Origin of the sequence: Actinomycetospora chibensis (assembly GCF_028737215.1) — a bacterium.
Lineage (GTDB): Bacteria > Actinomycetota > Actinomycetes > Mycobacteriales > Pseudonocardiaceae > Actinomycetospora > Actinomycetospora chibensis.
The window spans coordinates 180129-201025 of record NZ_JAQZAM010000007.1 but is presented as its reverse complement, the minus strand read 5'-3'; the positions used below and the strand labels follow the sequence as shown (position 1 = coordinate 201025).

At 73.8% G+C, this 20897-nt stretch carries 18 protein-coding genes and 1 pseudogene; 4 read left to right on the top strand and 15 right to left on the bottom strand.

What is annotated here, in order from left to right; all coding sequences use genetic code 11:
• The 8 genes and pseudogenes from PH189_RS13075 to PH189_RS13045 all read right to left on the bottom strand — a co-directional run bounded on the left by PH189_RS13075 (position 1) and on the right by PH189_RS13045 (position 7141).
• Positions 1-1206, bottom strand: coding sequence for a CynX/NimT family MFS transporter (locus tag PH189_RS13075; protein WP_274189225.1), 1206 nt, complete (start codon positions 1204-1206; stop codon positions 1-3).
• Positions 1203-2105 (bottom strand): patatin-like phospholipase family protein, encoded by a 903-nt coding sequence (locus PH189_RS13070; protein WP_274189224.1) that lies wholly within the window; start codon positions 2103-2105, stop codon positions 1203-1205. Before PH189_RS13070 ends, PH189_RS13075 begins: the two co-directional genes overlap by 4 nt.
• A 51-nt stretch (positions 2106-2156) precedes the next feature.
• On the bottom strand, positions 2157-2624 hold the full coding sequence (locus tag PH189_RS13065) for an esterase-like activity of phytase family protein (protein WP_378014963.1): 468 nt from the start codon (positions 2622-2624) through the stop codon (positions 2157-2159).
• A pseudogene (locus PH189_RS30480) lies at positions 2517-2860 on the bottom strand (esterase-like activity of phytase family protein); the annotation flags it as partial. The gene PH189_RS13065 and the pseudogene PH189_RS30480, both read right to left, overlap by 108 nt.
• A 93-nt stretch (positions 2861-2953) precedes the next feature.
• Positions 2954-5341, bottom strand: coding sequence for a phosphoenolpyruvate synthase (gene ppsA / locus PH189_RS13060; RefSeq protein ID WP_274189222.1), 2388 nt, complete (start codon positions 5339-5341; stop codon positions 2954-2956).
• 111 nt (positions 5342-5452) lie between these two features.
• Positions 5453-5836, bottom strand: coding sequence for a DUF3037 domain-containing protein (locus tag PH189_RS13055; protein ID WP_274189221.1), 384 nt, complete (start codon positions 5834-5836; stop codon positions 5453-5455).
• Positions 5833-6564, bottom strand: a complete 732-nt coding sequence (locus PH189_RS13050) for a HipA family kinase (RefSeq protein WP_274189220.1) — start codon at positions 6562-6564, stop codon at positions 5833-5835. The genes PH189_RS13055 and PH189_RS13050 overlap by 4 nt, the downstream gene beginning before the upstream one ends.
• Before the next feature lie 4 nt (positions 6565-6568).
• Complete coding sequence (locus PH189_RS13045; protein WP_274189219.1) at positions 6569-7141, bottom strand: nucleotidyltransferase family protein; 573 nt, start codon at positions 7139-7141, stop codon at positions 6569-6571.
• 51 nt (positions 7142-7192) lie between these two features.
• Between PH189_RS13045 and PH189_RS13040 the strand changes: the two genes are divergently transcribed.
• Positions 7193-7942, top strand: coding sequence for an endonuclease/exonuclease/phosphatase family protein (locus tag PH189_RS13040; protein ID WP_274189218.1), 750 nt, complete (start codon positions 7193-7195; stop codon positions 7940-7942).
• Positions 7943-8025: 83 nt separating this feature from the next.
• Here the strand turns inward: PH189_RS13040 and PH189_RS13035 are convergent, their stop codons facing one another.
• The 3 genes from PH189_RS13035 to PH189_RS13025 form a co-directional block, all read right to left on the bottom strand.
• Complete coding sequence (locus PH189_RS13035; RefSeq protein ID WP_274189217.1) at positions 8026-10878, bottom strand: vitamin B12-dependent ribonucleotide reductase; 2853 nt, start codon at positions 10876-10878, stop codon at positions 8026-8028.
• An 85-nt stretch (positions 10879-10963) separates the two neighbouring features.
• Positions 10964-11503 carry a transcriptional regulator NrdR gene (nrdR, locus tag PH189_RS13030; protein WP_274189216.1) on the bottom strand — a complete coding sequence of 180 codons (540 nt, stop codon included), beginning with the start codon at positions 11501-11503 and terminating at the stop codon, positions 10964-10966.
• Positions 11504-12062: 559 nt separating this feature from the next.
• Positions 12063-12554: a hypothetical protein gene (locus PH189_RS13025; RefSeq protein WP_274189215.1), complete on the bottom strand. Its 492-nt coding sequence runs from the start codon at positions 12552-12554 to the stop codon at positions 12063-12065.
• Positions 12555-12861: 307 nt separating this feature from the next.
• Here PH189_RS13025 and lexA point away from each other — a divergent pair, with 307 nt between their 5' ends.
• Positions 12862-13620, top strand: coding sequence for a transcriptional repressor LexA (gene lexA / locus PH189_RS13020; protein ID WP_274189214.1), 759 nt, complete (start codon positions 12862-12864; stop codon positions 13618-13620).
• A gap of 88 nt (positions 13621-13708) precedes the next feature.
• Here the strand turns inward: lexA and PH189_RS13015 are convergent, their stop codons facing one another.
• From PH189_RS13015 to dapF, 3 genes are read right to left on the bottom strand one after another with little or no spacing between them, the layout of a single operon-like run.
• On the bottom strand, positions 13709-14668 hold the full coding sequence (locus PH189_RS13015; RefSeq protein ID WP_274189213.1) for a hypothetical protein: 960 nt from the start codon (positions 14666-14668) through the stop codon (positions 13709-13711).
• A gap of 50 nt (positions 14669-14718) precedes the next feature.
• Positions 14719-16257 (bottom strand): GTPase HflX, encoded by a 1539-nt coding sequence (hflX, locus tag PH189_RS13010; RefSeq protein WP_274189212.1) that lies wholly within the window; start codon positions 16255-16257, stop codon positions 14719-14721.
• A gap of 48 nt (positions 16258-16305) precedes the next feature.
• Positions 16306-17163 (bottom strand): diaminopimelate epimerase, encoded by an 858-nt coding sequence (dapF, locus tag PH189_RS13005; RefSeq protein WP_274189324.1) that lies wholly within the window; start codon positions 17161-17163, stop codon positions 16306-16308.
• Between the two features lie 89 nt (positions 17164-17252).
• Here dapF and PH189_RS13000 point away from each other — a divergent pair, with 89 nt between their 5' ends.
• Positions 17253-17852, top strand: coding sequence for a TetR/AcrR family transcriptional regulator (locus PH189_RS13000; protein WP_274189211.1), 600 nt, complete (start codon positions 17253-17255; stop codon positions 17850-17852).
• A gap of 58 nt (positions 17853-17910) precedes the next feature.
• Positions 17911-19770, top strand: a complete 1860-nt coding sequence (locus PH189_RS12995) for an MDR family MFS transporter (protein WP_274189210.1) — start codon at positions 17911-17913, stop codon at positions 19768-19770.
• 16 nt (positions 19771-19786) lie between these two features.
• On the opposite strand, the gene miaA is transcribed toward PH189_RS12995, so the two are convergent.
• Positions 19787-20716 (bottom strand): tRNA (adenosine(37)-N6)-dimethylallyltransferase MiaA, encoded by a 930-nt coding sequence (miaA, locus tag PH189_RS12990; RefSeq protein ID WP_274189209.1) that lies wholly within the window; start codon positions 20714-20716, stop codon positions 19787-19789.
• Positions 20717-20897 lie beyond the last annotated feature (181 nt).

The window sequence follows — 20897 nt, the reverse complement described above, 5'->3', positions numbered from 1 at the left end:
TCAGGGCGTGAGCACGTGCCGGTCCCGGCCGGCGCCGATGCCCATGAGGACCGTCGGCACCACGAGCACCGCCATCACCACGAGCGGGACCGTCCACCCGTCGGTGAGGTCGTGCAGCGCGCCCAGACCGAAGGGGCCGACGGCCGCGAGCGTGTACCCGATGCCCTGCGCCATGGCCGAGAGCTCGGCGGTGTGTGCGGTGTCCGGCGAGCGCAGGGTGATCAGGAGCAGCCCGAGGGCGATGTTCGAGCCCTGCGCCACCCCGAGCAGCACCATCCAGAGCGCAGCGAGCGTGCCAGGCGCGAGGATCAGCCCCGCGTAGCCGGCGACGTAGAACAGGCAGGTCGCCGTGACGAGCGCACTCTGGCTGGGGCGGCGCATCGCCAGCGAGGGCATCGTCGCCGAGAAGACGAGGCCCACGATCCCGGCCAGCGAGAGCAGCAGGCCGGCCTCGGCCGGACTCCGCCCGGCGTCGACGTAGATCGTCGGGATCCATGCCGACGTCGCGTAGAACTGCAGCGACTGCAGACCCATGAACAGCGTGACCTGCCACGCCAGCGGGTCGCGCAGCAGCCCGCGACGCATCGCCGCGGCCTCCCCCAGCGGGCTCGACGGCACCGTGCGACGGCGAGCGCGGGGGACCCAGACCGCCAGCGTCACCAGCGCGAGCAGGCCCCACAGCCCGAGCGTGTACCGCCAGTCGAGGCCGGTGACCCGCTGCAGGGGGACGGTGACGGCCGCGGCCAGCGCGCCGCCGCCGGTCAGGACCATCGAGTACGCGCCGGTCATCGCGCCGGTGCGGTGCGGGAAGTCGCGCTTGACCAGCGTCGGCAACGACACGTTGCCCACCGCGATGGCCGTCCCGACGAGCACGCTCCCGACGAGGATGACGGCGAGCACGTCCACCAGGCGCAGCGCGATGCCCGCGGTGAGCACGAGCAGCGCCGCCACCATCAGGCGCTCGAGTCCCCAGCGACGCGCGAGGCGCGGCGCGATCGGCGCGAGCAGACCGAAGCAGAGGACCGGGAGGCTGGTCAGGAGCCCCGCGACGCCGCTCGAGACGCCGAGATCGTCGCGCGCCTGGTCCACCAGCGGCGCCACCCCGACCACGGGCGGCCGCAGGTTCGCCGCGAGCAGGAGGACGGCGAAGGCGGCGAAGGCGCCGCCGCGCCGTGCCGTCGTCGCGGTCGCGACGGGCGCGCTCACGACCAGCGCCGGGCGACCTCGTCGGCCCACGCCTGCCCCTGCGCCCGTCCGGCCCGCGCCGAGGCCGGCATGGCGGACGGGTCGAGGACGTTGGTGCCGAACGCCGCCAGGGACGTCTCGTCGGCGAGGATCGCGAGCGCGTCGGTGTCGGGGTGGCTCTCCTGCCGGCGCTCGACCTCCTGGGTCACCGAGGGGAACGGGCCACCCGCCGGCGGGTCGAGCGGGGCGACGACGAGGACGCGGTCGGCGGCGCCCTGGATCTCGAAGCCGTCGTCGTCGGCCCGGGCCACGTGCACGATCGACGCGATACCACCGTCGATGTAGCGCCGCTTCGCCGCCGTCATCGGCGGCCACACGCCGGGCACGGCGCAGCTCGCCGCGACGGCGTCGACCAGCTCGACACGGGCGTCGCAGGTGAAGACGGCCAGCTCACCGGTCTCCGCGTCGACCGCGGAGATCCGCAGGTCCGTCTTCGGCCACTTCTTCACCGGCAGGCGGGCGTCGATGATCGCGCGCCGCTCGGACTCGGGCGGGGTGTCCGCCGCGAGCGCCCAGGCGCCCATCCGCGCCCGCATCTCCCCCGCGTCGCGGGCGCCGTCCATCGCGGCGACGAGCTGGGCGCCGAGGGCCTCCATGTCCAGCGTCGCGGGCGGGCCGGAGGTGCCTGACGCCTCTCCGGCGAGGTGCTCCTCGTGCACGGCTGCGAGGTCCACGCCCGTGGTGAGGAGGGTCCCGACGATGGAGCCGGCGGAGGTGCCGACGACCCGGTCGGCCAGCGACAGGTCGACACCGCCCTCGGCGAGGCCGACGAGGACGCCCACCTCCCAGGCGATCCCGGCGAGTCCCCCTCCCCCGAGGACGAGGGCGCGGATGGGGCCGGGGTGAGCGTCGTCGGTCACGGCGACACCCTCCACCGCGTAGCGCCGACGCGCACGAGAGGGTTCCGGAGATCACGCCGGCGGCAGCTGCACCTCGAGGTCGTAGAGCCGGGTCGTCTGGTCGGTGTTCTGGTTGTCGTCGCTGACCAGGAGCACCCGCAGGGCCCCGTCGAGCGTGCGCCCGAGCACCGTCATCCCCTCGACGTTGTCGAGCAGCGGGTTCGCCTGGGCCTGCTGTGCCGGCGCACCGAGGGTCGGGCAAGCGCCGAGGTCGGCGAGCGGCGTCCGGACGAGGGTGTCGCCGCGCGGGGTGGCGAGGGCGAGGTGCACGGTGTTGCCGACCCCCGGGGTGAAGGACCGTTCGACGACGAGCAGCCGGCCGTCGCCGGTGGCCGCGAGCTCGGCGCCGACGTGACGAGACGCGTGCCGTCGGCGTCGACGGCGAGGGCCTCGGCGTCGAGCGGGCGCCCGTCCTCGTCGAAGAGCGGCACGGCGCCCGTCGGCTCGCGGCTCCGCGGGTCGAGCGTGAACAGCACCGATCGGTCGCTCAGCACGAGCAGGTCGCCGTCCCGGTCGACGGCCAGCCCGGACAGCCCGGTGGGCGGGTAGGTCCGCCGCGTGCCGTAGGACGCGCCGTCGAGGGCGTCCGAGAAGCCGGTGATCGCGACGGCGGGCGAGCAGGGCTGCGGCGCGACCTGAGCGGCGGGCGCCCCGGGCGCACCCCGCGAGCAGGAACAGCAGGACCGCGAGTGCCGCCGCTCTGGCCATGCGTGCACCGTGCTGCACCGGCGTGAGCGCCGCGTGGCCGCCGGTGATCGAAGAACCGATACGGACACTCAACGTCTGCGACGGCACTTCGCTGACATTCCTCAGCCCCCGTCGCGCTTCGACTCCGCCTCCGCGACGCGCTCGATCACCGTCAGGACGCTGTCGGGGTTGAGCGACATCGAGTCGATGCCCTGCTCGACGAGGAACTCGGCGAGGTCGGGGTGGTCGCTCGGGCCCTGGCCGCAGATGCCGACGTAGCGGTCCTTGACGTGGGCGGCCTCGATCAGCATCGTGATCATCTTCTTGACCGCGGGGCTGCGCTCGTCGAACAGGTGCGTGAGCCGGTCGTCGTCACGGCCGATCCCGAGGGTGAGCTGGGTGAGGTCGTTCGACCCGATGGAGAAGCCGTCGAAGCGGTCGGCGAACTCGTCGGCCTGCAGGATGTTCGACGGGATCTCCGCCATCACGTACACCTGCAGGTCGTCGCGGCCCCGCTCGAGCCCGAACTCCGCCATGGTCTCCAGGACCCGGTCGGCCTCCTCCGGCGTGCGGCAGAACGGGACCATGACGATGACGTTGGTGAAGCCCATGGACGTGCGGACGCGGTCCAGGGCGCGGCACTCCAGCGCGAAAGCCTCGCGGTAGTCGTCGCTGTAGTAGCGCGAGGCCCCGCGCCACCCGAGCATCGGGTTCTCCTCCTCGGGCTCGAACTGCGTCCCGCCGAGGAGCCCCGCGTACTCGTTGGTCTTGAAGTCCGAGAGGCGCACGACCACCGGCTCGGGGTACTGCGACGCGGCGATCGTCGCGATCCCGCGGGCGAGGTGGTCGACGAAGTACTCGGCCTTGTCCGGCCAGCCCGCGGTCAGCTCCTCGATCTGCTGCCGCGCGTCGTCGTCCTCCACCTGGTCGAGGTGCAGCAGGGCCAGCGGGTGGGCCTGGATGACGTTGTTGACCAGGTACTCCATGCGCGCGAGGCCGATGCCGTGCGCGGGCAGGCGCCACCACTGCATCGCCGCGGCGGGGCTGCCGATGTTCATCATCACGCGCGTGCTCGTCTCCGGCACGGCCTCGAGGTCCAGCTCGCGCTCGGAGAACGCGAGGATCCCGTCGTAGACGTGCCCCTCGTCGCCCTCGACGCACGACAGCGTGACCTCGCGGCCCGCGGCGAGCCGCTCGGTGGCGTCCTGGGTCCCGACAATGGCGGGCACTCCGAGCTCGCGGCTGACGATGGCGGCGTGCGAGGTGCGGCCACCGCGATCGGTGACGATCCCGGCGGCTCGCTTCATGATCGGCACCCAGTCCGGGTCGGTCATCTCGGTGACCAGCACCTTGCCGTCCTCGAACGAGTCCACGTCATCGGCCGACGCGATCACCTGGACCTCGCCCGCGGCGATCGCCTGGCCGATCGCGAGCCCGGAGACGAGCACCTCGCCGGTCTCGTCGAGGTGGAACGTCGACAGCGTCCCGGCGCCGGCGCGCGACTGCACGGTCTCGGGGCGGGCCTGGACGACGTACAGCTCGCCGGTGCGCCCGTCCTTCGCCCACTCGACGTCCATCGGGCGCTCGTAGTGCTTCTCGATCGTCACGCCCCAGCGGGCCAGCGTGAGCACCTCGTCGTCGTCGAGGACGAGCGCACGGCGCTCCTCGTCGTCGGTGTCGACGTTGGTGGTGGGCTCGTCCCCCGAGTCGGTGTAGACGAGCTTGCGCTCCTTGGCCCCGACGGTCCGGGCGAGGATCGGCGTCAGCTCCTCGCGGTCGAGGAACGGCTTGTAGACCGTCCACTGGTCCGGGGTGACCTCGCCGCCGACGACGTTCTCGCCGAGGCCCCAGGCGCCGTTGATGATCGCGGTGTCGGGGAAGCCGGTGTCGGAGTCGATCGTGAACATGACCCCGGCGGACCCGAGGTCGGAGCGCACCATCTTCTGCACGCCGATGGACAGCGCGACGTCGGTGTGCTCGAAGCCCTGCTCGACGCGGTAGCTGATGGCGCGGTCGGTGAACAGCGACGCGTAGCAGTCCTTGCAGGCCGCGAGCAGCGCGTCCGCCCCGGTGATGTTGAGGTAGGTGTCCTGCTGGCCGGCGAAGCTGGCGTCGGGCAGGTCCTCGGCGGTGGCGCTCGAGCGCACGGCCACGTCGACGTCGTCGGTCTCGTGGCGCGTGCCCAGCTCGGCGTAGGCCGACCGGATCGCCTCGGCCGTGGCGTCGGGGAACTCGGCGGCGTCGAAGAGCCCGCGGATCGCCGCCCCGGCGTCCGCGAGCTCGCGCTTGCCCTCCGAGAGCTCGCCGAGGACGGTCGCGATCTGCTCGTCCAGGCCGTTGGCCTCGAGGAACGCGCGATAGGCCGACGCCGTCGTCGCGAAGCCACCGGGCACGCGGATGCCCACCTCGGCGAGGTTGCCGATGAGCTCACCGAGCGAGGCGTTCTTGCCCCCGACCTCCTCGACGTCGCCGGACCCCACCGTCTCCAGCCACCGGACCTCGTCCGCCACCGTGTCCTCCTCCGTCGCGGCCGGGCGCGCCGCCGCTCCCATAACGGCAGCGCACGACCGATCGACCGGAGTAGTCCCCCCTCGGGGCACCCGCAGAAACCACGGAGCGATTCAGGACGGTGCGCGAACCAGCCGGGCGACGAGGCGCTCGATCTCCGCGTCGGGGTCCGCGGTCAGCCCCGTGTGCACCGGGCCCGGTTGCAAGACCGTGCTGCGCGGGGCGATCAGCCAGCGGAAGCGCTCCCCCGGCGACAGCACGCCGGCCGGACCCTCGCCGCGCACCGCGCCCTCCCAGGCGGCCACCGCGTCGCGCACCGCCTCCAGGTCGGCCGACGGGGCGAGGGCGTGCAGGCGGTCGGCGTCGAGGTGTGTCCGGACGGCGAGGTGCTCGCGGTGCCGGCAGTAGAGCAGCACGCCGACGTTGACCAGCTCGCCGCGCTCGATGTCGGGCACTACGCGCAACAGGGCGTACTCGAAGGTGTCGCGCTCGCTCATCGCGGCACCCACGCCTCGCGCGCCGCGAGCCGGGCGAGCAGGTGCTCTGCGTAGGCCTCCCGCGGGACGTCGTCGACCCACTCGTCCGGGACGCGGGCGACGGCCTCGTCGAGCAGCGCCCGGTCCACGCGCTCGGCCAGCTCGGCGTCGGCCTCGGCTCGCGCCGTTGCGGCGGGGGCGAGGACGTGGTCGGACAGGTCGTACGGGCGGGCGACGACGGCCGCGGCCCGGGTCCAGGAGTGGTGGAAGTACAGGCAGGCGCCGTGGTCGATCAGCCACAGCTCGCGGTGCCAGCGCAGCAGGTTCGGGTTGCGCCACGACCGGTCGACGTTCTCGACGAACGCGTCGAACCACAGCACCCGCGACGCCTCGAGCGGGTCGACCCGGTGCGCGACGGGATCGAACCCGAGGGCACCGGGCAGGAAATCCATGCCGAGGTTTCCCCCGCCGCTGCGAGCGAGCAGCTCCTGGACCTCCCAGTCGGGCTCCGCACGGGCGATGACGGGGTCGACGCCGAGGACGACGAGCTCGGGCACCCGCAGCCCGAGGCGCCGCGCGATCTCGCCGGCCACGACCTCGGCGACGAGCGCCTTCGGGCCCTGGCCCGCCCCGGTGAACTTCGCGACGTAGGTGCCGAGATCGTCGGCCTCCACCAGCCCGGGCAGCGACCCGCCCTCGCGCAGCGGGGTCACGTACCGGGTGGCTGTGACCCGGCGCAGGTCGGACACCCGCTCATCCTTCATGGGCTGCCGCTGGAGGGGCCACCCCGATCCGACGCAGGAGGAACAGGCAGGCGACGGCGATGTCGTTCCACGCCGTCTCGTCCGCGGCGCGCTCCCAGTCGATCTTCTCGCGCAGGGCGCGCGCGGTCGGCAGCACCTTGGACAGGTCGGAGGCGTGCTCGTTGAGCGCGGCGAGCTTGCCGATGAGCAGGTCGGTCGCGTCGACCACCGGCATCGACACCGAGAGGACCTCCTGCTCCACGGCCCGCCCGAGCATCGCGTCGCCGACCGGCACCCCGGCGATGCGGAAGAGGACGTCGACGAGGGCGCCATCGCTGACGACCTTGAACAGCCAGTCCTCCGGCGGCCGGCACACCTCGAGCCCGGCCTCGGCGAGCGCCGTCATCGCGTCCTCGGCGTCGGTCTCCGCGACGACGAAGTCGACGTCGTTGGACGGCTCGGGCCCGCCGAGCGCCCACGCGGCGTATCCGCCGGCGAGCGCGAACCGCAGTCCGCCCGCGCGCAGCGAGACGGCGACGCGCTTGAGGGCCTCGCGGCGCGCCACACCGTCCGGATCGGTCACTCGGGACCCCTACCCGAGATGATGTTGCCCGAACCAGGGAACCTGGGACCCGTGCGACTGGGGAGCTGGAACGTGCTGCACGGCGCTGCGACCGCCGAGGGGCCGGTCGACCTCGACCGCTTCGCCTCCGCGGTCGCCGGCCTCGACGTCGACGTGCTGGGGCTGCAGGAGGTCGATCGCGCCCAGCCGCGCTCGGGCGGCGCGGACCTCACGACCGTGGCGGCGGAGGCCATGGGCGCGGTCGAGCACCGCTTCGCGCCGACCCTGCACGGCGTCCCGGGCGCGTGGGGCCCGGACGGCACCGCCGACTCCCCCGCCTACGGGATCGCGCTGCTCTCCCGCCTGCCGGTGGTCGACTGGCGGGTGGTGCCCCTGCCGCGCCTGTCCCACCGCGTGCCGCTGGTGGTCGGGCACCCGCGTCACGTCGTCGTCGTCCGCGACGAGACGCGCGTCGCCGTCGCCGCCCGTGTCGTCGGGCCGCACGGGCCGGTGACGGTCGTGACGACGCACCTGACGTTCATCCCGGGCTGGAACCTCGTGCAGCTGCGCCACCTCGTGCGCGCCCTGCGTGACGAGGAGCCGCTGGTGGTGACCGGCGACCTCAACCTCGGCGTGCGGCGGGCCCGCCTCGGCAGCGGGCTCGAGGGCCTGGTCCGCGGGGAGACGTTCCCCGCCGACCTCCCCCGCCGCCAGATCGACCACCTGCTCGGCCGGGGCGTCGTCGCCTCCGCCCCGCGCGTCCACCACCCGCCGCTCTCCGACCACCGCGCCGTGTGCGCGACCGTGGTGCCCGCGGGCTGAGGGTCGCACCGCGAGGGGCGCCCGGCAGATGTTCTGCCGGGCGCCCCTGGCGGAGCCGGGGAGCGGGCTGGTGGGGACGGGCGTCAGCTGCAGCCGCTGGTGGAGCCGCAGCCCTCGCAGACGTAGCAGGAGCCGGCAGGCCGCATCTTCGTGCCGCAGGTGAGGCAGAGCGGTGCGTCGGCCGCCTTGCCCTGCTGCAGCTCGAGCAGCTCGGTGGAGCTGCCGACGGAGACGTCGGCCCGGCGGCGGTCCGGGGCCTCGGTCTTCTCCGTCGAGATGTCCAGCGACGTCCGCAGCGCCTCGACGTCCACCGGGTCCGCCGCCGGGGCCGCGGGGGCACCGGTGCCGTACTCGGTGGCCGCCACCTGGGCCGAGCGCTCGTCCGCCGAGAAGATGCCCAGCTGGGCGCGCTTCTCGTAGGGCAGGTGGTCGAGCGCGACGCGGCGGAACAGGTAGTCGACGACGCTGGTGGCGATGCGAACGTCCGGGTCGTCGGTCATGCCCGCCGGCTCGAAGCGCATGTTGACGAACTTGGAGACGTAGGTCTCCAGCGGGACGCCGTACTGCAGCGCGATCGAGATGGCCATCGAGAACGCGTCCATGACGCCGGCCAACGTCGAGCCCTGCTTGGACATCTTGACGAAGATCTCGCCGAGGCCGTCGTCGGGGTAGCTGCCGGCGGTCATGTAGCCCTCGGCGCCGGCGACGGTGAACGACACCGTCTGGCTCGGCCGCTTCTTGGGCAGCCGCCTGCGGACCGGACGGTGGTCGGCGGCCGCGACCTCCTTGCCGGTGGTCGCCTCCTTCGTGCTCCCGCTCGTCTTGCCCGTCGAGAGCGGCTGGCCGACCTTGCAGTTGTCGCGGTAGATCGCGAGCGCCTTGAGCCCCAGCTTCCAGGACTCGAAGTAGATCTCCTCGATGTCCGCCACCGTCGCCTGCTCGGGCATGTTGACGGTCTTCGAGATCGCGCCGGAGATAAACGGCTGGACCGCGGCCATCATCCGCACGTGGCCCATCGGGGCGATCGAGCGCGTGCCCATCGCGCAGTCGAACACCTCGTAGTGCTCCGGGCGCAGGCCCGGGGCGTCGATCACGTGGCCGTGCTCGGCGATGTACTCGACGATCGCCTCGCTCTGCTCCGGCTGGTAGCCCAGCAGGTCGAGCGCGCGCGGGATGGTCTGGTTGACGATCTGCATCGAGCCGCCGCCGACCAGCTTCTTGAACTTGACCAGCGAGAAGTCCGGCTCCACCCCGGTGGTGTCGCAGTCCATCATGAAGCCGATGGTGCCGGTGGGGGCGAGCACGCTGGCCTGGGCGTTGCGCCAGCCGTCGCGCGCCCCGACCTCGAGACCGTGCTGCCACTCACGGGTGGCCGCGTCGCGGACGCGGGCGTCCTCGCGATGCACCGTGCGGATCGTGTCGTTGGCCGCGGCGTGCTTGCGCATGACCCTGCGGTGGGCGTCGGCGTTGCGGGCGTAGCCCTCGTAGGGGCCGACCGCGCCGGCGAGCTCGGCCGAGCGCCGGTAGGCGGTGCCGGTCATCAGCGAGGTGATCGACGCCGCGAGCGCGCGGCCGCCCTCGGAGTCGTAGGCCCGGCCGGTGGCCATCAGCAGCGCGCCGAGGTTGGCGTAGCCGATGCCGAGCTGGCGGAACGCGCGCGTGGTGTCGCCGATCGCCTCGGTGGGGAAGTCGGCGAAGCAGATCGAGATGTCCATCGCGGTGATGACCAGCTCGACCGAGCGCACGAAGTCGTCCACGCGGAACGTGTTGTCGTCGCCGAGGAACTTCATGAGGTTCAGCGACGCGAGGTTGCAGCTGGAGTTGTCCAGATGCAGGTACTCCGAGCACGGGTTGGACGCGGTGATGCGGCCCGACTCCGGCGAGGTGTGCCAGTCGTTGATCGTGTCGTCGTACTGCAGGCCCGGGTCGGCACACTCCCACGCGGCCTCGGCCATGCTGCGGAACAGCGACTTGGCGTCGACGGTGTCGATCACCTCGTTGGTCATCCGCGCCCGCAGGCCGAACTCCGAGCCGGACTGCACCGCGCGCATGAACTCGTCGGAGACGCGCACCGAGTTGTTCGCGTTCTGGTACTGCACCGAGGCGATGTCGGACCCGCCGAGGTCCATGTCGAACCCGGCGTCGCGCAGCACGCGGATCTTGCGCTCCTCGTCGCGCTTGGTGGCGACGAACTCGGCGACGTCGGGGTGGTCGACGTCGAGGACGACCATCTTCGCCGCGCGGCGGGTGGCGCCGCCGGACTTGATGGTGCCGGCCGAAGCGTCGGCACCCCGCATGAACGAGACCGGGCCCGACGCGGTGCCGCCCGAGGAGAGCAGCTCCTTCGACGAGCGGATGCGGGAGAGGTTCAGGCCGGCGCCGGAGCCGCCCTTGAAGATCAGCCCCTCCTCGCGGTACCAGTTGAGGATCGACTCCATGGTGTCGTCGACCGAGAGGATGAAGCAGGCGCTGACCTGCTGCGGCGAGCTGGTGCCGACGTTGAACCACACCGGCGAGTTGAAGCTGAAGTACTGGTGCAGCAGCATCCAGGTGAGCTCGTGGGAGAACACCTCGGCGTCGGCGGGGGTGGCGAAGTACCCGTGCCGGGTGCCGGCCTCGGTGTAGGTGCCCACCACGCGGTCGATCAGCTGCCGCAGGCTCGACTCGCGCGCCTCGGTGCCCATCGCGCCGCGGAAGTACTTGCTGGTGACGATGTTGACCGCGTTGAGCGACCAGGACTGCGGGAACTCGACGCCGCGCTGCTCGAAGTTGACCGAGCCGTCGCGCCAGTTCGTCATCACCACGTCACGGCGTTCCCAGACCACGTCGTCGTAGGGATGGACCCCCGCAGTGGTGTGGACACGCTCGATCGTCAGGCCGCGCCGGGGCGCAGCTGTGCCCGACTCCTCGGACGTGGTGCCGACGGTCTCGGTCATCGATGTCATCCCTCTGTTCGTCGTTCCGCGACGGTCCGGGGACGCTTCCCCACGTTCCGACCCCGCCACGATGCTTCCCCGACCGCTAGTCCCCGGCTCGTGCGCCGGCCCCTGCTCCCGCCCCGTCCTCCGTCGTCCCCGGTGCTCCCGCATCCTCGCCCCGACCCCCGACAGCGCCGGCCCGCGTGGCGCGCAGGTCCGCGATCTCGGCCTCGAAGTCGGCCGCCGACGAGAAGTTCCGGTAGACGCTGGCGAACCGCAGGTAGGCCACCTCGTCGAGCTCGCGCAACGGGCCCAGGATCGCCATGCCGACCTCCTGGCTGGGCACCTCCGCGGTGCCCGACGCGCGGACCGACTCCTCGACCCGGTGCGCCAGCTGCGCGAGGGCGTCGGTGTCGACCGGGCGCCCCTGGCAGGCGCGGGCCACGCCGCGCACGACCTTCTCCCGGCTGAAGGGCTCGGTGACCCCGCTGCGCTTGACCACCGCGAGCACCGGCTCCTCGACCGTGGTGAAGCGCTTCCCGCACGTCGAGCACGACCGGCGGCGCCGGATCGCCTGACCCTCGTCCGCCTCACGCGAGTCGACGACGCGGGAATCGGTGTTCCGGCAGAACGGACACCGCATGCCGACACCCCCTCCCTCGTCGCGCGCGGCCACCGGCGGAGTTGTCCCCAACCCCCGCACCGGGACCCGGCCCCCACCCCCGTCCCTGGGGACGGAACTGGGGATTACCGGGCCCGATCCGTGGATCGAAGGCCCTCACCCGTGGATCGACCACCGTCGTGCGGTGGATGACCCTGTGGAGAGTCTGACCACCGTGTGCACAAGCTGTGGACTAACTACACCAGTGTAACCACTAGATGTTGGGGTGGGACGGTAGCGACGCGCGGACGCGCCCCGCAACTCCCCGGACGGCCCACGCGCCCCCGGGCGCCGAGCGGACGTCGGGTCCGGACGGGCGGACGGAGGCGGGGCGGCCGGTGCCCGAGTGGGTGATGACGGGGGCGCGGCACCCCCCGGACGTGATCCGGTCGCGCGATCAGGCCACGCTGACGGCCGTCGGAGTGACCGACGACGACCGCGAGGACGGCCTGATCACACGGATGCCCGGGCACGCCCGAGGGCGACGTGGCACGTCGACGCAGGTCGCCGGGCGCGCAAGGGGCCCCGGCGGCGACCGGCCTCACCCCGCGGCCGCGGGGACCGGCACGACGAGGGGGCGCCCGGGGGTGAGGGCGGAGCCGTCGGGGCCGCCGAGCTCGTTGAGCTCGCGGATCCGGCCGGCGACCGCGTCCGCGTCGGACCCGGGCGCGACGCGACCGGCGACGTCGGACAGCGACTCGCCGGCGCCGACGACCGTCACGGTGGTGCCGGCCGGGGCGGGAGCGGCGGCGGCCCCGCCGAGCGGCATCGCGAACCCGGCGAGCACGCCGAGCAGCACCCCCAGCACGACACCGAGGACCGCGACGGCCACGATCCGCCGGCGCCGCAGCACCGCCGGGGCGACGGGGGCGTCGACCGCACGCGCGGTACGGGCGGGCGTGGCCCCGCCTCCGGCGACCCGCGGACGGGTGGGCGGCAGCACGGCCGGGCCGCGCCGACCGGCCGGGCGCACCGGGCCCCGGGCGTCCTCGGGGCGCGCCGGCCGCGTGCCCGCGGGCTGCGGCCGCGCCACGGACCTCCCGACGGAGCCGGCGGACGCGGCGGACCCCGTCCCCCGACCCGACACCTCGACGTCGCAACGGTCCCGCGCACCGGTGGTCCCCACGGACATGTCGACCTCCTCGCCTCGCACACGCGTTCGATCGAACGCCTGTGCGATGTCTAGCATCGACCCCCGACAACGTCGACGGATCGCCCGGCGTGTCGTTCGAACACGTGTTTGATCCTGTCGGTGCTCGGCGCTAACTTCGCAGCGCAACCCCGCCACGCGGGCGCGGCGTCCCCTCGACGCCGGACACGACATCGGAAAGGACACGGTCATGGCACGTACGCCCCAGGGCCCACGCGGGCCCGAGGAGTCGGGGGCCACGGCCGACGCCGTCGTCGCCGCGCGGGTGCACCCGTTCCCCGAGCCCGCCGACGCCGACGCGTCGCCCGGCCTGACGCCGCGGCAGCGCAAGGTCCTCGAGGTCATCCGCGACCACGTCGAGCGCCAGGGCTACCCGCCGAGCGTGCGTGAGATCGGCGACGCGGTCGGGCTGACCTCCACGTCGTCGGTCGCCCACCAGATGCGCACCCTGGAGAAGAAGGGCTACCTCCGGCGCGACCCCAACCGCCCGCGTGCGCTCGACGTGCGCCTGCCCGAGGAGCTCGAGGGCGCCGACACGGCCGATCACACCGAGGAGATCCGCGCGGACCGGCCCGCGCCGACGTTCGTGCCCGTCGTCGGTCGCATCGCCGCCGGTGGGCCGATCCTCGCCGAGCAGGCCGTCGAGGACGTCTTCCCCCTGCCGCGCGAGCTGGTCGGCGAGGGGTCGTTGTTCCTCCTGCGCGTCGCCGGCGACTCGATGGTCGACGCCGCGATCACCGATGGCGACTGGGTGGTCGTCCGCCAGCAGCCGGTGGCCGACAACGGCGAGATCGTCGCCGCGATGATCGACGGCGAGGCCACGGTGAAGACCTTCAAGCGCAAGGACGGCCGGGTCTGGCTGCTCCCCCACAACGTCGACTACGAGCCCATCCCCGGCGAGGACGCCACCGTGCTCGGCAAGGTCGTGGCGGTCCTGCGGCGACTCTGAGCGGTGTCGCCGGTGATGGCGTCGACGAGGGACCCGGCGCGCGATGCGGACATGACCGTCATCCTCGCCGGAGGCACCGACGTCGCTGCTACCGGGAAGAGCGCCGGCGCACCACGGCCACGACGGCGACGAGCGCGAACACCCCGAGGGCGACGGCGACGACCACGCCGATGCTGGTGAGCGGCTCCGGGAGGCCGGCGCGCTCCGGGGCCGGCCTGCCGGCGGACGTGGCCGGCGTGCCCTCGGTCGCCAGCGTCGTCGCGCCGGGCACGGCGAGCAGGGGCGCCGGCCGCTCGCCCGACGGCGTCTCCCCCGTCGCCAGCAACGTCCCGTCCGGGGTGAAGGCCAGCGCCTCGCCCTGGACCTCGCCGGACAGCGGGACGCGCACCGGCGGCGACGCCAGCGCGGTGACGACGTCCTCGGCGGTCGCGGTGCCGCCCGGCGCCGGGTAGAGCCAGGCGTCGGTGTAGGTGCGCAGCGCGACGACCCGGCCGTCGGCGGAGATCGCGCCACCGGTGTAGGTGCCCGAGCCGACGCTGGTGATCGCCTCGCCGGGCACCACGACCTCGCCGGCCCGCCGCAGCGGCCCGGGTTCATCGGAACCGTCCGGGTGCCGCTCGGCCACGTACACCCCGCTGCGCCCGCTGAGGTCCTTGGTGACGATCACCGGGCGGTCGTCGCCGGGCACCAGCAGCGACTCGGCGTCGTGGACGCCGTCCGGGTAGGCGAACCGCGCGACGGTCTCCTCCCCACCGGGCGCCAGCCGCAGCACGGCCACCGAGCTGCGCCGACGACCGTTGTCGCCGATGTCGGCGATCCAGAGGGTGCCGTCCGCGCCGCGGGCCAGGTCCTCGACGTCGCGGCCCTGCTCGGGCACCTCACGCTCGCCGACCACGGCGCAACGGTCGTCGAGCACGTAGACGGTGCTCGCGTTACCGCTGTCGTTGACGACCGCGTAGGTGCCCCCGGGCTCGGCGACGAGCCCGGACGCCTCGGCCAGCCGCTCGTCGTCCAGCGTGCAGCGGACCTGGGGCTCCGCCAGCGCCACCCCGGGCACGAGGAGGCCGGCGGCCGCCAGCAGGACGAGCAGGACCCGCCTCAGGGCACGTGTGCCGGGTCGACCGCCGAGCGCCGCAGCGACGACGCGAGCTCCTCGGAGACCCGCGCGTGCAGCACCGTGCCGTCGGCGGTGTGGCGCTCCGCGAGCACCTCACCCTCGCCGTGGGCCCGCGCGACCAGCGCGCCCTCGGTGTACGGGAGCACGACCTCGAGCTCGACGTCCGGGTGCGGCAGCTCCTCGGTGAGGCGGGCGCGCAGCCGGTCGAGGCCCTCGCCGGTGGTCGCCGAGACGAACACCGCTCCGGGCAGCGCCGCGCGCAGCTGCGCGAGCGCCATCGGCTCGGCGGCGTCGACCTTGTTCACCACGAGCAGCTCGGGCGGCTTCGGGCCCTCGAGCTCCCCGATCACCTCGCGCACGGCCGCGATCTGGTCCTGGGCCGAGGGGTCGGACCCGTCGACCACGTGCAGGAGCAGGTCCGCCCCGCCGACCTCCTCCAGCGTCGAGCGGAAGGCGTCGACGAGCTGGTGGGGCAGGTGGCGCACGAAGCCGACGGTGTCGGTGAGCGTGACCTCGCGGCCGTCCGCGGTCTCCCAGCGCCGGGTGGTGGGGTCGAGGGTCGCGAACAGCGCGTCCTCGACCAGCACACCCGCGTCGGTGATCGCGTTGAGCAGGCTGGACTTGCCGGCGTTGGTGTAGCCGGCGATGGCGACGGCGGGCACGGCGCGCGCCTGCCGGCGTCCGCGCTTCGTCTCGCGGACCGTGGACATGTCCTCGATCTCGCGGCGCAGCTTGGAGATCCGGCGGTGGATGCGCCGGCGGTCGGTCTCGAGCTTGGTCTCACCGGGACCACGGGTGCCGACGCCGCCACCACCCGCGCCGCCGCCACCACCGGCGCCACCGCCCTGGCGGGACAGCGACTCGCCCCAGCCCCGCAGACGGGGCAGGAAGTAGCGCAGCTGGGCCAGCTCGACCTGCGCCTTGCCCTCCTTGGAGCGGGCGTGCTGGGCGAAGATGTCGAGGATCAGCGCGGTCCGGTCGACGACCTTGACCTTGAGCTTCTCCTCGAGCTGGCGCAGCTGCCCGGGCGAGAGCTCGCCGTCGGCGATGACGGTGTCGGCGCCGGTGGCCTGCACCGCCTCGCGGAGCTCGGCGACCTTGCCGGAGCCCACGAACGTGCCCGGGTCGGGATTCTTGCGGCGCTGGATGAGGCCGTCGAGGACCTCGGAGCCGGCGGTCTCGGCCAGGCGGGCCAGCTCCACGAGCGAGGCCTCGGCCTCCCGCGAGGTGCCCTCGGTCCACACGCCGATGAGCACGACGCGCTCGAGGCGCAGCTGCCGGTACTCGACCTCGGTGACGTCGGTGAGCTCGGTGGACGAACCGGTGAGCCCCGGGACACGCCGGAGGGACGAGCGCTCCTCGAGGTCGAGCGCACCCCCGGTGGGCTCCTCGGGAGACCCGTCGGGGCCCGGATCCGGAGCCAGGGGGTCGAGCCGGATGTCGCTGGCGCGGTCGCGACGGGCGCCCCGGACGAGGGGCGACGTCGATGCGCGGGGGTCCTGCGGTGCGGGTTCTGTCATGTTGCGACCCATGGTTCCACGACCGGCAACGCGAAAACCACCGCGCGCTCAGGTCGCCGCGGGCACGGGAGCACCCCAGGTGCCGTGAGCGACGAGCTCGGCGGGGCCGGTGAGGGTCGTGGTGGCCCCGTCGACGCCGACGACGAGCGTGCCGCCCGGGGTGTGGACGGTGACCGCTCCGGTGCCCCGACCCGCCGCGTGCAGTGCGGCGACGGCCCCCGCGACGGTGCCGGTGCCACACGACCGGGTCTCGCCCGAACCGCGCTCGTGCACCCGCAGACGCACCGCCCCCTGCGTCAGCGGGGTGAGCACCTCGACGTTCACGCCGTGTGGAAAGAGCGAGGCGTCGAACCGCGGCGGTCGGGCCAGGTCGAGGGCGTCGAGGTCGACGCGGTCGGCGGGGGCCACGCAGGCCAGGTGCGGGTTGCCGACGTCCACCGCGACGCCGGTGAGCTCGACCCCGTCGACGACCGTCGAGGACCCGGGCCCGATGAGGGCCGGTCCCATGTCGACGGTGACGGGGCCGGTGTGGTCCACGGTCACCCACCGGGTGCCGGCGCGGGTCGCGACGGGGTGCGTGCCGGGGGCGACGAGGCCCGCGTCGACGAGGTGGCGGGCGAACACCCGCACCCCGTTGCCGCACATCTCGGCGAGCGAGCCGTCACCGTTGCGGTAGTCCATGAACCACGTCGCCGCGCCGGCGTCGATCCCGGCCAGGGCCGCGGCGGACGAGTCGGTGCGCGCGACGCGCAGGACCCCGTCGGCGCCGATGCCCCGCCGGCGGTGGCACAGGGCGCGCACCAGCGCGCCACCGCCCGCGTCCAGGTCGATCGCGCCGTCGGGGTCGGGGAGCACGATGAAGTCGTTCTCGGTGCCGTGCCCTTTGACGAACTCCACGCTCCCCAGGATATCGACACGCCAAGCCTTGCGTGACGTGCAAAACAGCCTGCTCTGCAAATCTACACATACTGCAAGTTCAGCGTAGTGTCGTCCCCGTGACCACGGGACTGCGCGAGCGCAAGAAGCTCCGGACCCGGCGCGAGCTCGGCACGGCCGCGCTGGATCTCGCGGTCCGGCACGGGCTCGCCGAGGTCACCGTCGAGCAGATCGCCGAGGCTGCCGAGGTCTCGCCGCGGACGTTCTTCAACTACTTCTCCTCCAAGGAGGAGGCGGTCGTCGCCGCCGGCGTCGAGCGCGCCCGGGACCTGGCCGACCGCCTCGCCGCGCGCCCGGCCGACGAGCCGGTGATGACCTCGCTGCGGGTCGTCGTGCGCGAGTCGCTCGGCGAGACCGCCCCGCCCAAGGAGTGGGTCGCCCAGGTCCGGCTCGTGCGCGCCAACCCCGCGCTGCTTCCCCACCAGCTCGCGGCCCACGCCCAGATCGAGCACAGCCTGCGGGTCGTGCTGGCCGAGCGCACCGGCCTCGCCCCGGACGACCTCCACCCGGCGCTGACGGCCGCCGCGGTGATGGCGGCCATCCGGGTCGCGACCGACCGCTGGCTCGGTTCCGACGAGCACGACGACCTCGGCGACGTCATCGACGAGGCCCTCGACCTGCTGACGACCGGTCTGCGCCACCCCTCCCGGGCGCCCTGACGCGGCCCGTCCACCCGCGCCGCGTCCACCACCCCCGCTCCCCGTCCGGAGAACTCTGATGTCCGCACCCACGACGGCACCGGCCGCCGCGCCGGAGACCCGTCACGTGCTCGTGGCGCTGTCGGGCCTGCTCATGGCCCTGTTCGTCGCGATCCTGTCCTCGACGATCGTGTCCAATGCGCTGCCCCGGATCCTCGCGGACCTCGGCGGGTCGCAGGCGCAGTACACGTGGGTGGTCACCGCCTCGCTGCTGGCGATGACCGCCTCGACGCCGATCTGGGGCAAGCTCGCCGACCTCTTCTCGAAGAAGCTGCTCGTCCAGATCGCGATCACGGTCTTCATCGTCGGCTCGATGCTCTGCGGCCTCACCACGAACACCGAGGCGCTCATCGGCTTCCGCGTCCTGCAGGGCCTCGGCATGGGCGGGCTCATGGCCCTGGCCCAGGTCGTGATCGCGGCGATCATCCCGCCCCGCGAGCGGGGCCGGTACTCCGGCTACCTCGGCGCGATCATGGCCGTGGCGACGGTCGGTGGCCCGCTCATCGGCGGCGTCATCGTCGACAGCATCGGCTGGCGCTGGTGCTTCTACGTCACCGTCCCGATCGCCGTGGTGGCCCTCGTCGTCCTGCAGCGCACGCTGACGGTGCCGACGGTGCGGCGCGAGGTCCACATCGACTACCTCGGCGCCGTCCTCATCGCCGCCGGCGTCTCGGCCCTGCTCGTCTGGACCTCGCTCGCCGGCAAGCAGTTCGCGTGGGGCTCGTGGGCGTCGGTGGCCTGGGTCGGCGGCGGCGTCCTCGCCCTCGTGCTCGCCGTGGTCGTCGAGTCGCGGGTCCGCGAGCCGATCGTCCCGCTGCACCTGTTCCGCAACCCGACGGTCACGCTGGCCACCGTCGCCGGCCTGTGCGTCGGCGTCGCGATGTTCGGCTCGACGGTCTACCTCAGCCAGTTCTTCCAGCTCGCCCGCGGCGCGTCGGCCACCGAGGCCGGCCTGTTGACCCTGCCCATGATCGGCGGGCTGTTCCTGGCCTCGACGATCGTCGGGCAGCTGATCACCCGCTACGGGCGCTGGAAGCCCTACCTCGTCGGCGGTGGCGTCCTGCTCACCGTGGGACTCCTCGGCGAGGGACTCCTCGTCAGCGCGACGGTGTCCTACCCGGTGCTCGCTGTGTTCATGGCGATGGTCGGCATCGGCGTCGGCGCCACCCAGCAGAACCTCGTGCTCGCCGTGCAGAACCAGGTCGCCATGAGCGAGATGGGCGCCGCCAGCTCCACCGTCGCGTTCTTCCGCTCGCTCGGCGGTGCCGCCGGCGTGGCCGCGCTCGGCGCGCTGCTGAGCACCCAGGTGACGACCTCGATCACCCAGGGGCTCGGCGCCCTCGGCCTGCCCGCCTCGGCCACCGGCCAGATCCCGAACCTCGCGACCCTGCCCGAGCCGGTCCGAGGCGTGATCGAGAACGCCTACGGCGACGCCATCGCGAGCGTGTTCCTGGCGGCCGCCCCGCTGGCGCTCGTCGCCCTCGTCGCGGTGCTCCTCCTGCGCGAGGTCCCGCTGCGCACCACGATCGACGTCGAGGAGGTGCCGGCGGCCGGGCCCGCCGTCCACGACCCGGACACCGCCCCCGCCCCGCTGCACCGCCCGACACTCGCCGGCGTGGTCCGTCGGGGCGAGCACCCGGCGCCGGGAGCCGTCCTCACCGTCGTCGACGCCGACGGGCAGCAGCTCGGGCGGGCGGTCGCCGGCGGCGACGGGTCCTACACGGTCGACACCCAGGACGCCGGACGCCCGCACCTGCTCGTCGTCCAGTGGCACGGCGCCCCGCACGTCGAGGCCCTCGGCGGCGCCACCGGGCCCCAGTACCGCGACGTCGCGCTCCCCCGCGCCGCGTCCGGGCGCCACGCCCTCAGCCGCACCTGACGACGTACCCCGTGCTCTACGGGTGGCTCCCGGTGGCCCGGTGGAGGGCCAGGACCGCCTCGGCGTCCGCCACGCCGGCGTCGAGCCAGGTGATCCGCTCGTCGCGCCGGAACCACGACCGCTGGCGCCGCACCAGCCGGCGGGTGGCGACGATCGTGCGGCGCCGGGCCTCGTCGAGATCGATCGTCCCGTCGAGGTGCTCGAGCACCTCGCGGTAGCCGACGGCCCGCGAGGCCGTCGGCCCGTCGCGCAGCCCGCGCGCGGCGAGCGCGCGGACCTCGTCGACGAGTCCGGCCGCGAGCATGCCGTCGACGCGGACCTCGATCCGCTCGTCCAGGACGGCGGTCTCGCGGTCGAGCCCGACGAGCAGGGCGTCGTGGCGGGGGGCGCCCGGCCGGGGCAGGCTCGCCGCGAACGGGAGGCCGGTGAGCTCGACGACCTCGAGGGCGCGGACGATCCGCCGGCCGTTGCTCGCGAGGATGCCGCGGGCGGCGTCGGGGTCGCGGTCGGCGAGCCGGGCGTGCATCGCCGCCGGCCCGACCGTCGCGAGCTCGGCGTCCAGCCGCGCGCGCAGCGCAGGGTCGGTGCCCGGGAAGCGCAGGTCGTCGAGCACCGCCTGGACGTAGAGACCCGACCCGCCCACGACCAGCGGGATCCGGCCCCGCTCCCGGACCGCGTCGACGGCCGCCCGGGCGTCGCGCTGGTACGCGGCGACCGTGGCGGTGTCGGTGACGTCGAGGACGTCGAGCAGGTGGTGGGGCACACCGCGGCGCTGCGCGGGCGGCAGCTTGGCGGTGCCGACGTCCATGCCGCGGTAGAGCTGCATCGCGTCGGCGTTGACGACCTCCGCCCCGGCACCCCGGCGGTCGAGGGCGGCGGCGAGATCCAGCGCGAGGTCGGACTTGCCGGTCGCCGTGGGGCCGACCAGGGCGATCGGGCGGATCATCCCGCGGATGATCCCAGACGGGGGATCACAGACGAGGGATCACAGACGAGGGATCCCGGACGGGGGATCACAGACGAGGGATCCCGGACGGGGGATCACAGACAGGCCCCGGACCCGCGGCACCCCGCCGGGCCGAAGGGAGTTCCTGCGCGGCCTCCGGACCTGCTTGAATGCCCGGACG

Excerpts from the sequence above, each read along its gene's own strand:
- PH189_RS13055 (WP_274189221.1), bottom strand. The coding sequence starts at position 5,836 with ATGAGCGAGCGCGACACCTTCGAGTACGCCCTGTTGCGCGTAGTGCCC.
- lexA (WP_274189214.1), top strand. The coding sequence starts at position 12,862 with ATGGCACGTACGCCCCAGGGCCCACGCGGGCCCGAGGAGTCGGGGGCC.
- PH189_RS13035 (WP_274189217.1), bottom strand. The coding sequence starts at position 10,878 with ATGACCGAGACCGTCGGCACCACGTCCGAGGAGTCGGGCACAGCTGCG.
- miaA (WP_274189209.1), bottom strand. The coding sequence starts at position 20,716 with ATGATCCGCCCGATCGCCCTGGTCGGCCCCACGGCGACCGGCAAGTCC.
- nrdR (WP_274189216.1), bottom strand. The coding sequence starts at position 11,503 with ATGCGGTGTCCGTTCTGCCGGAACACCGATTCCCGCGTCGTCGACTCG.
- PH189_RS12995 (WP_274189210.1), top strand. The coding sequence starts at position 17,911 with ATGTCCGCACCCACGACGGCACCGGCCGCCGCGCCGGAGACCCGTCAC.
- hflX (WP_274189212.1), bottom strand. The coding sequence starts at position 16,257 with ATGACAGAACCCGCACCGCAGGACCCCCGCGCATCGACGTCGCCCCTC.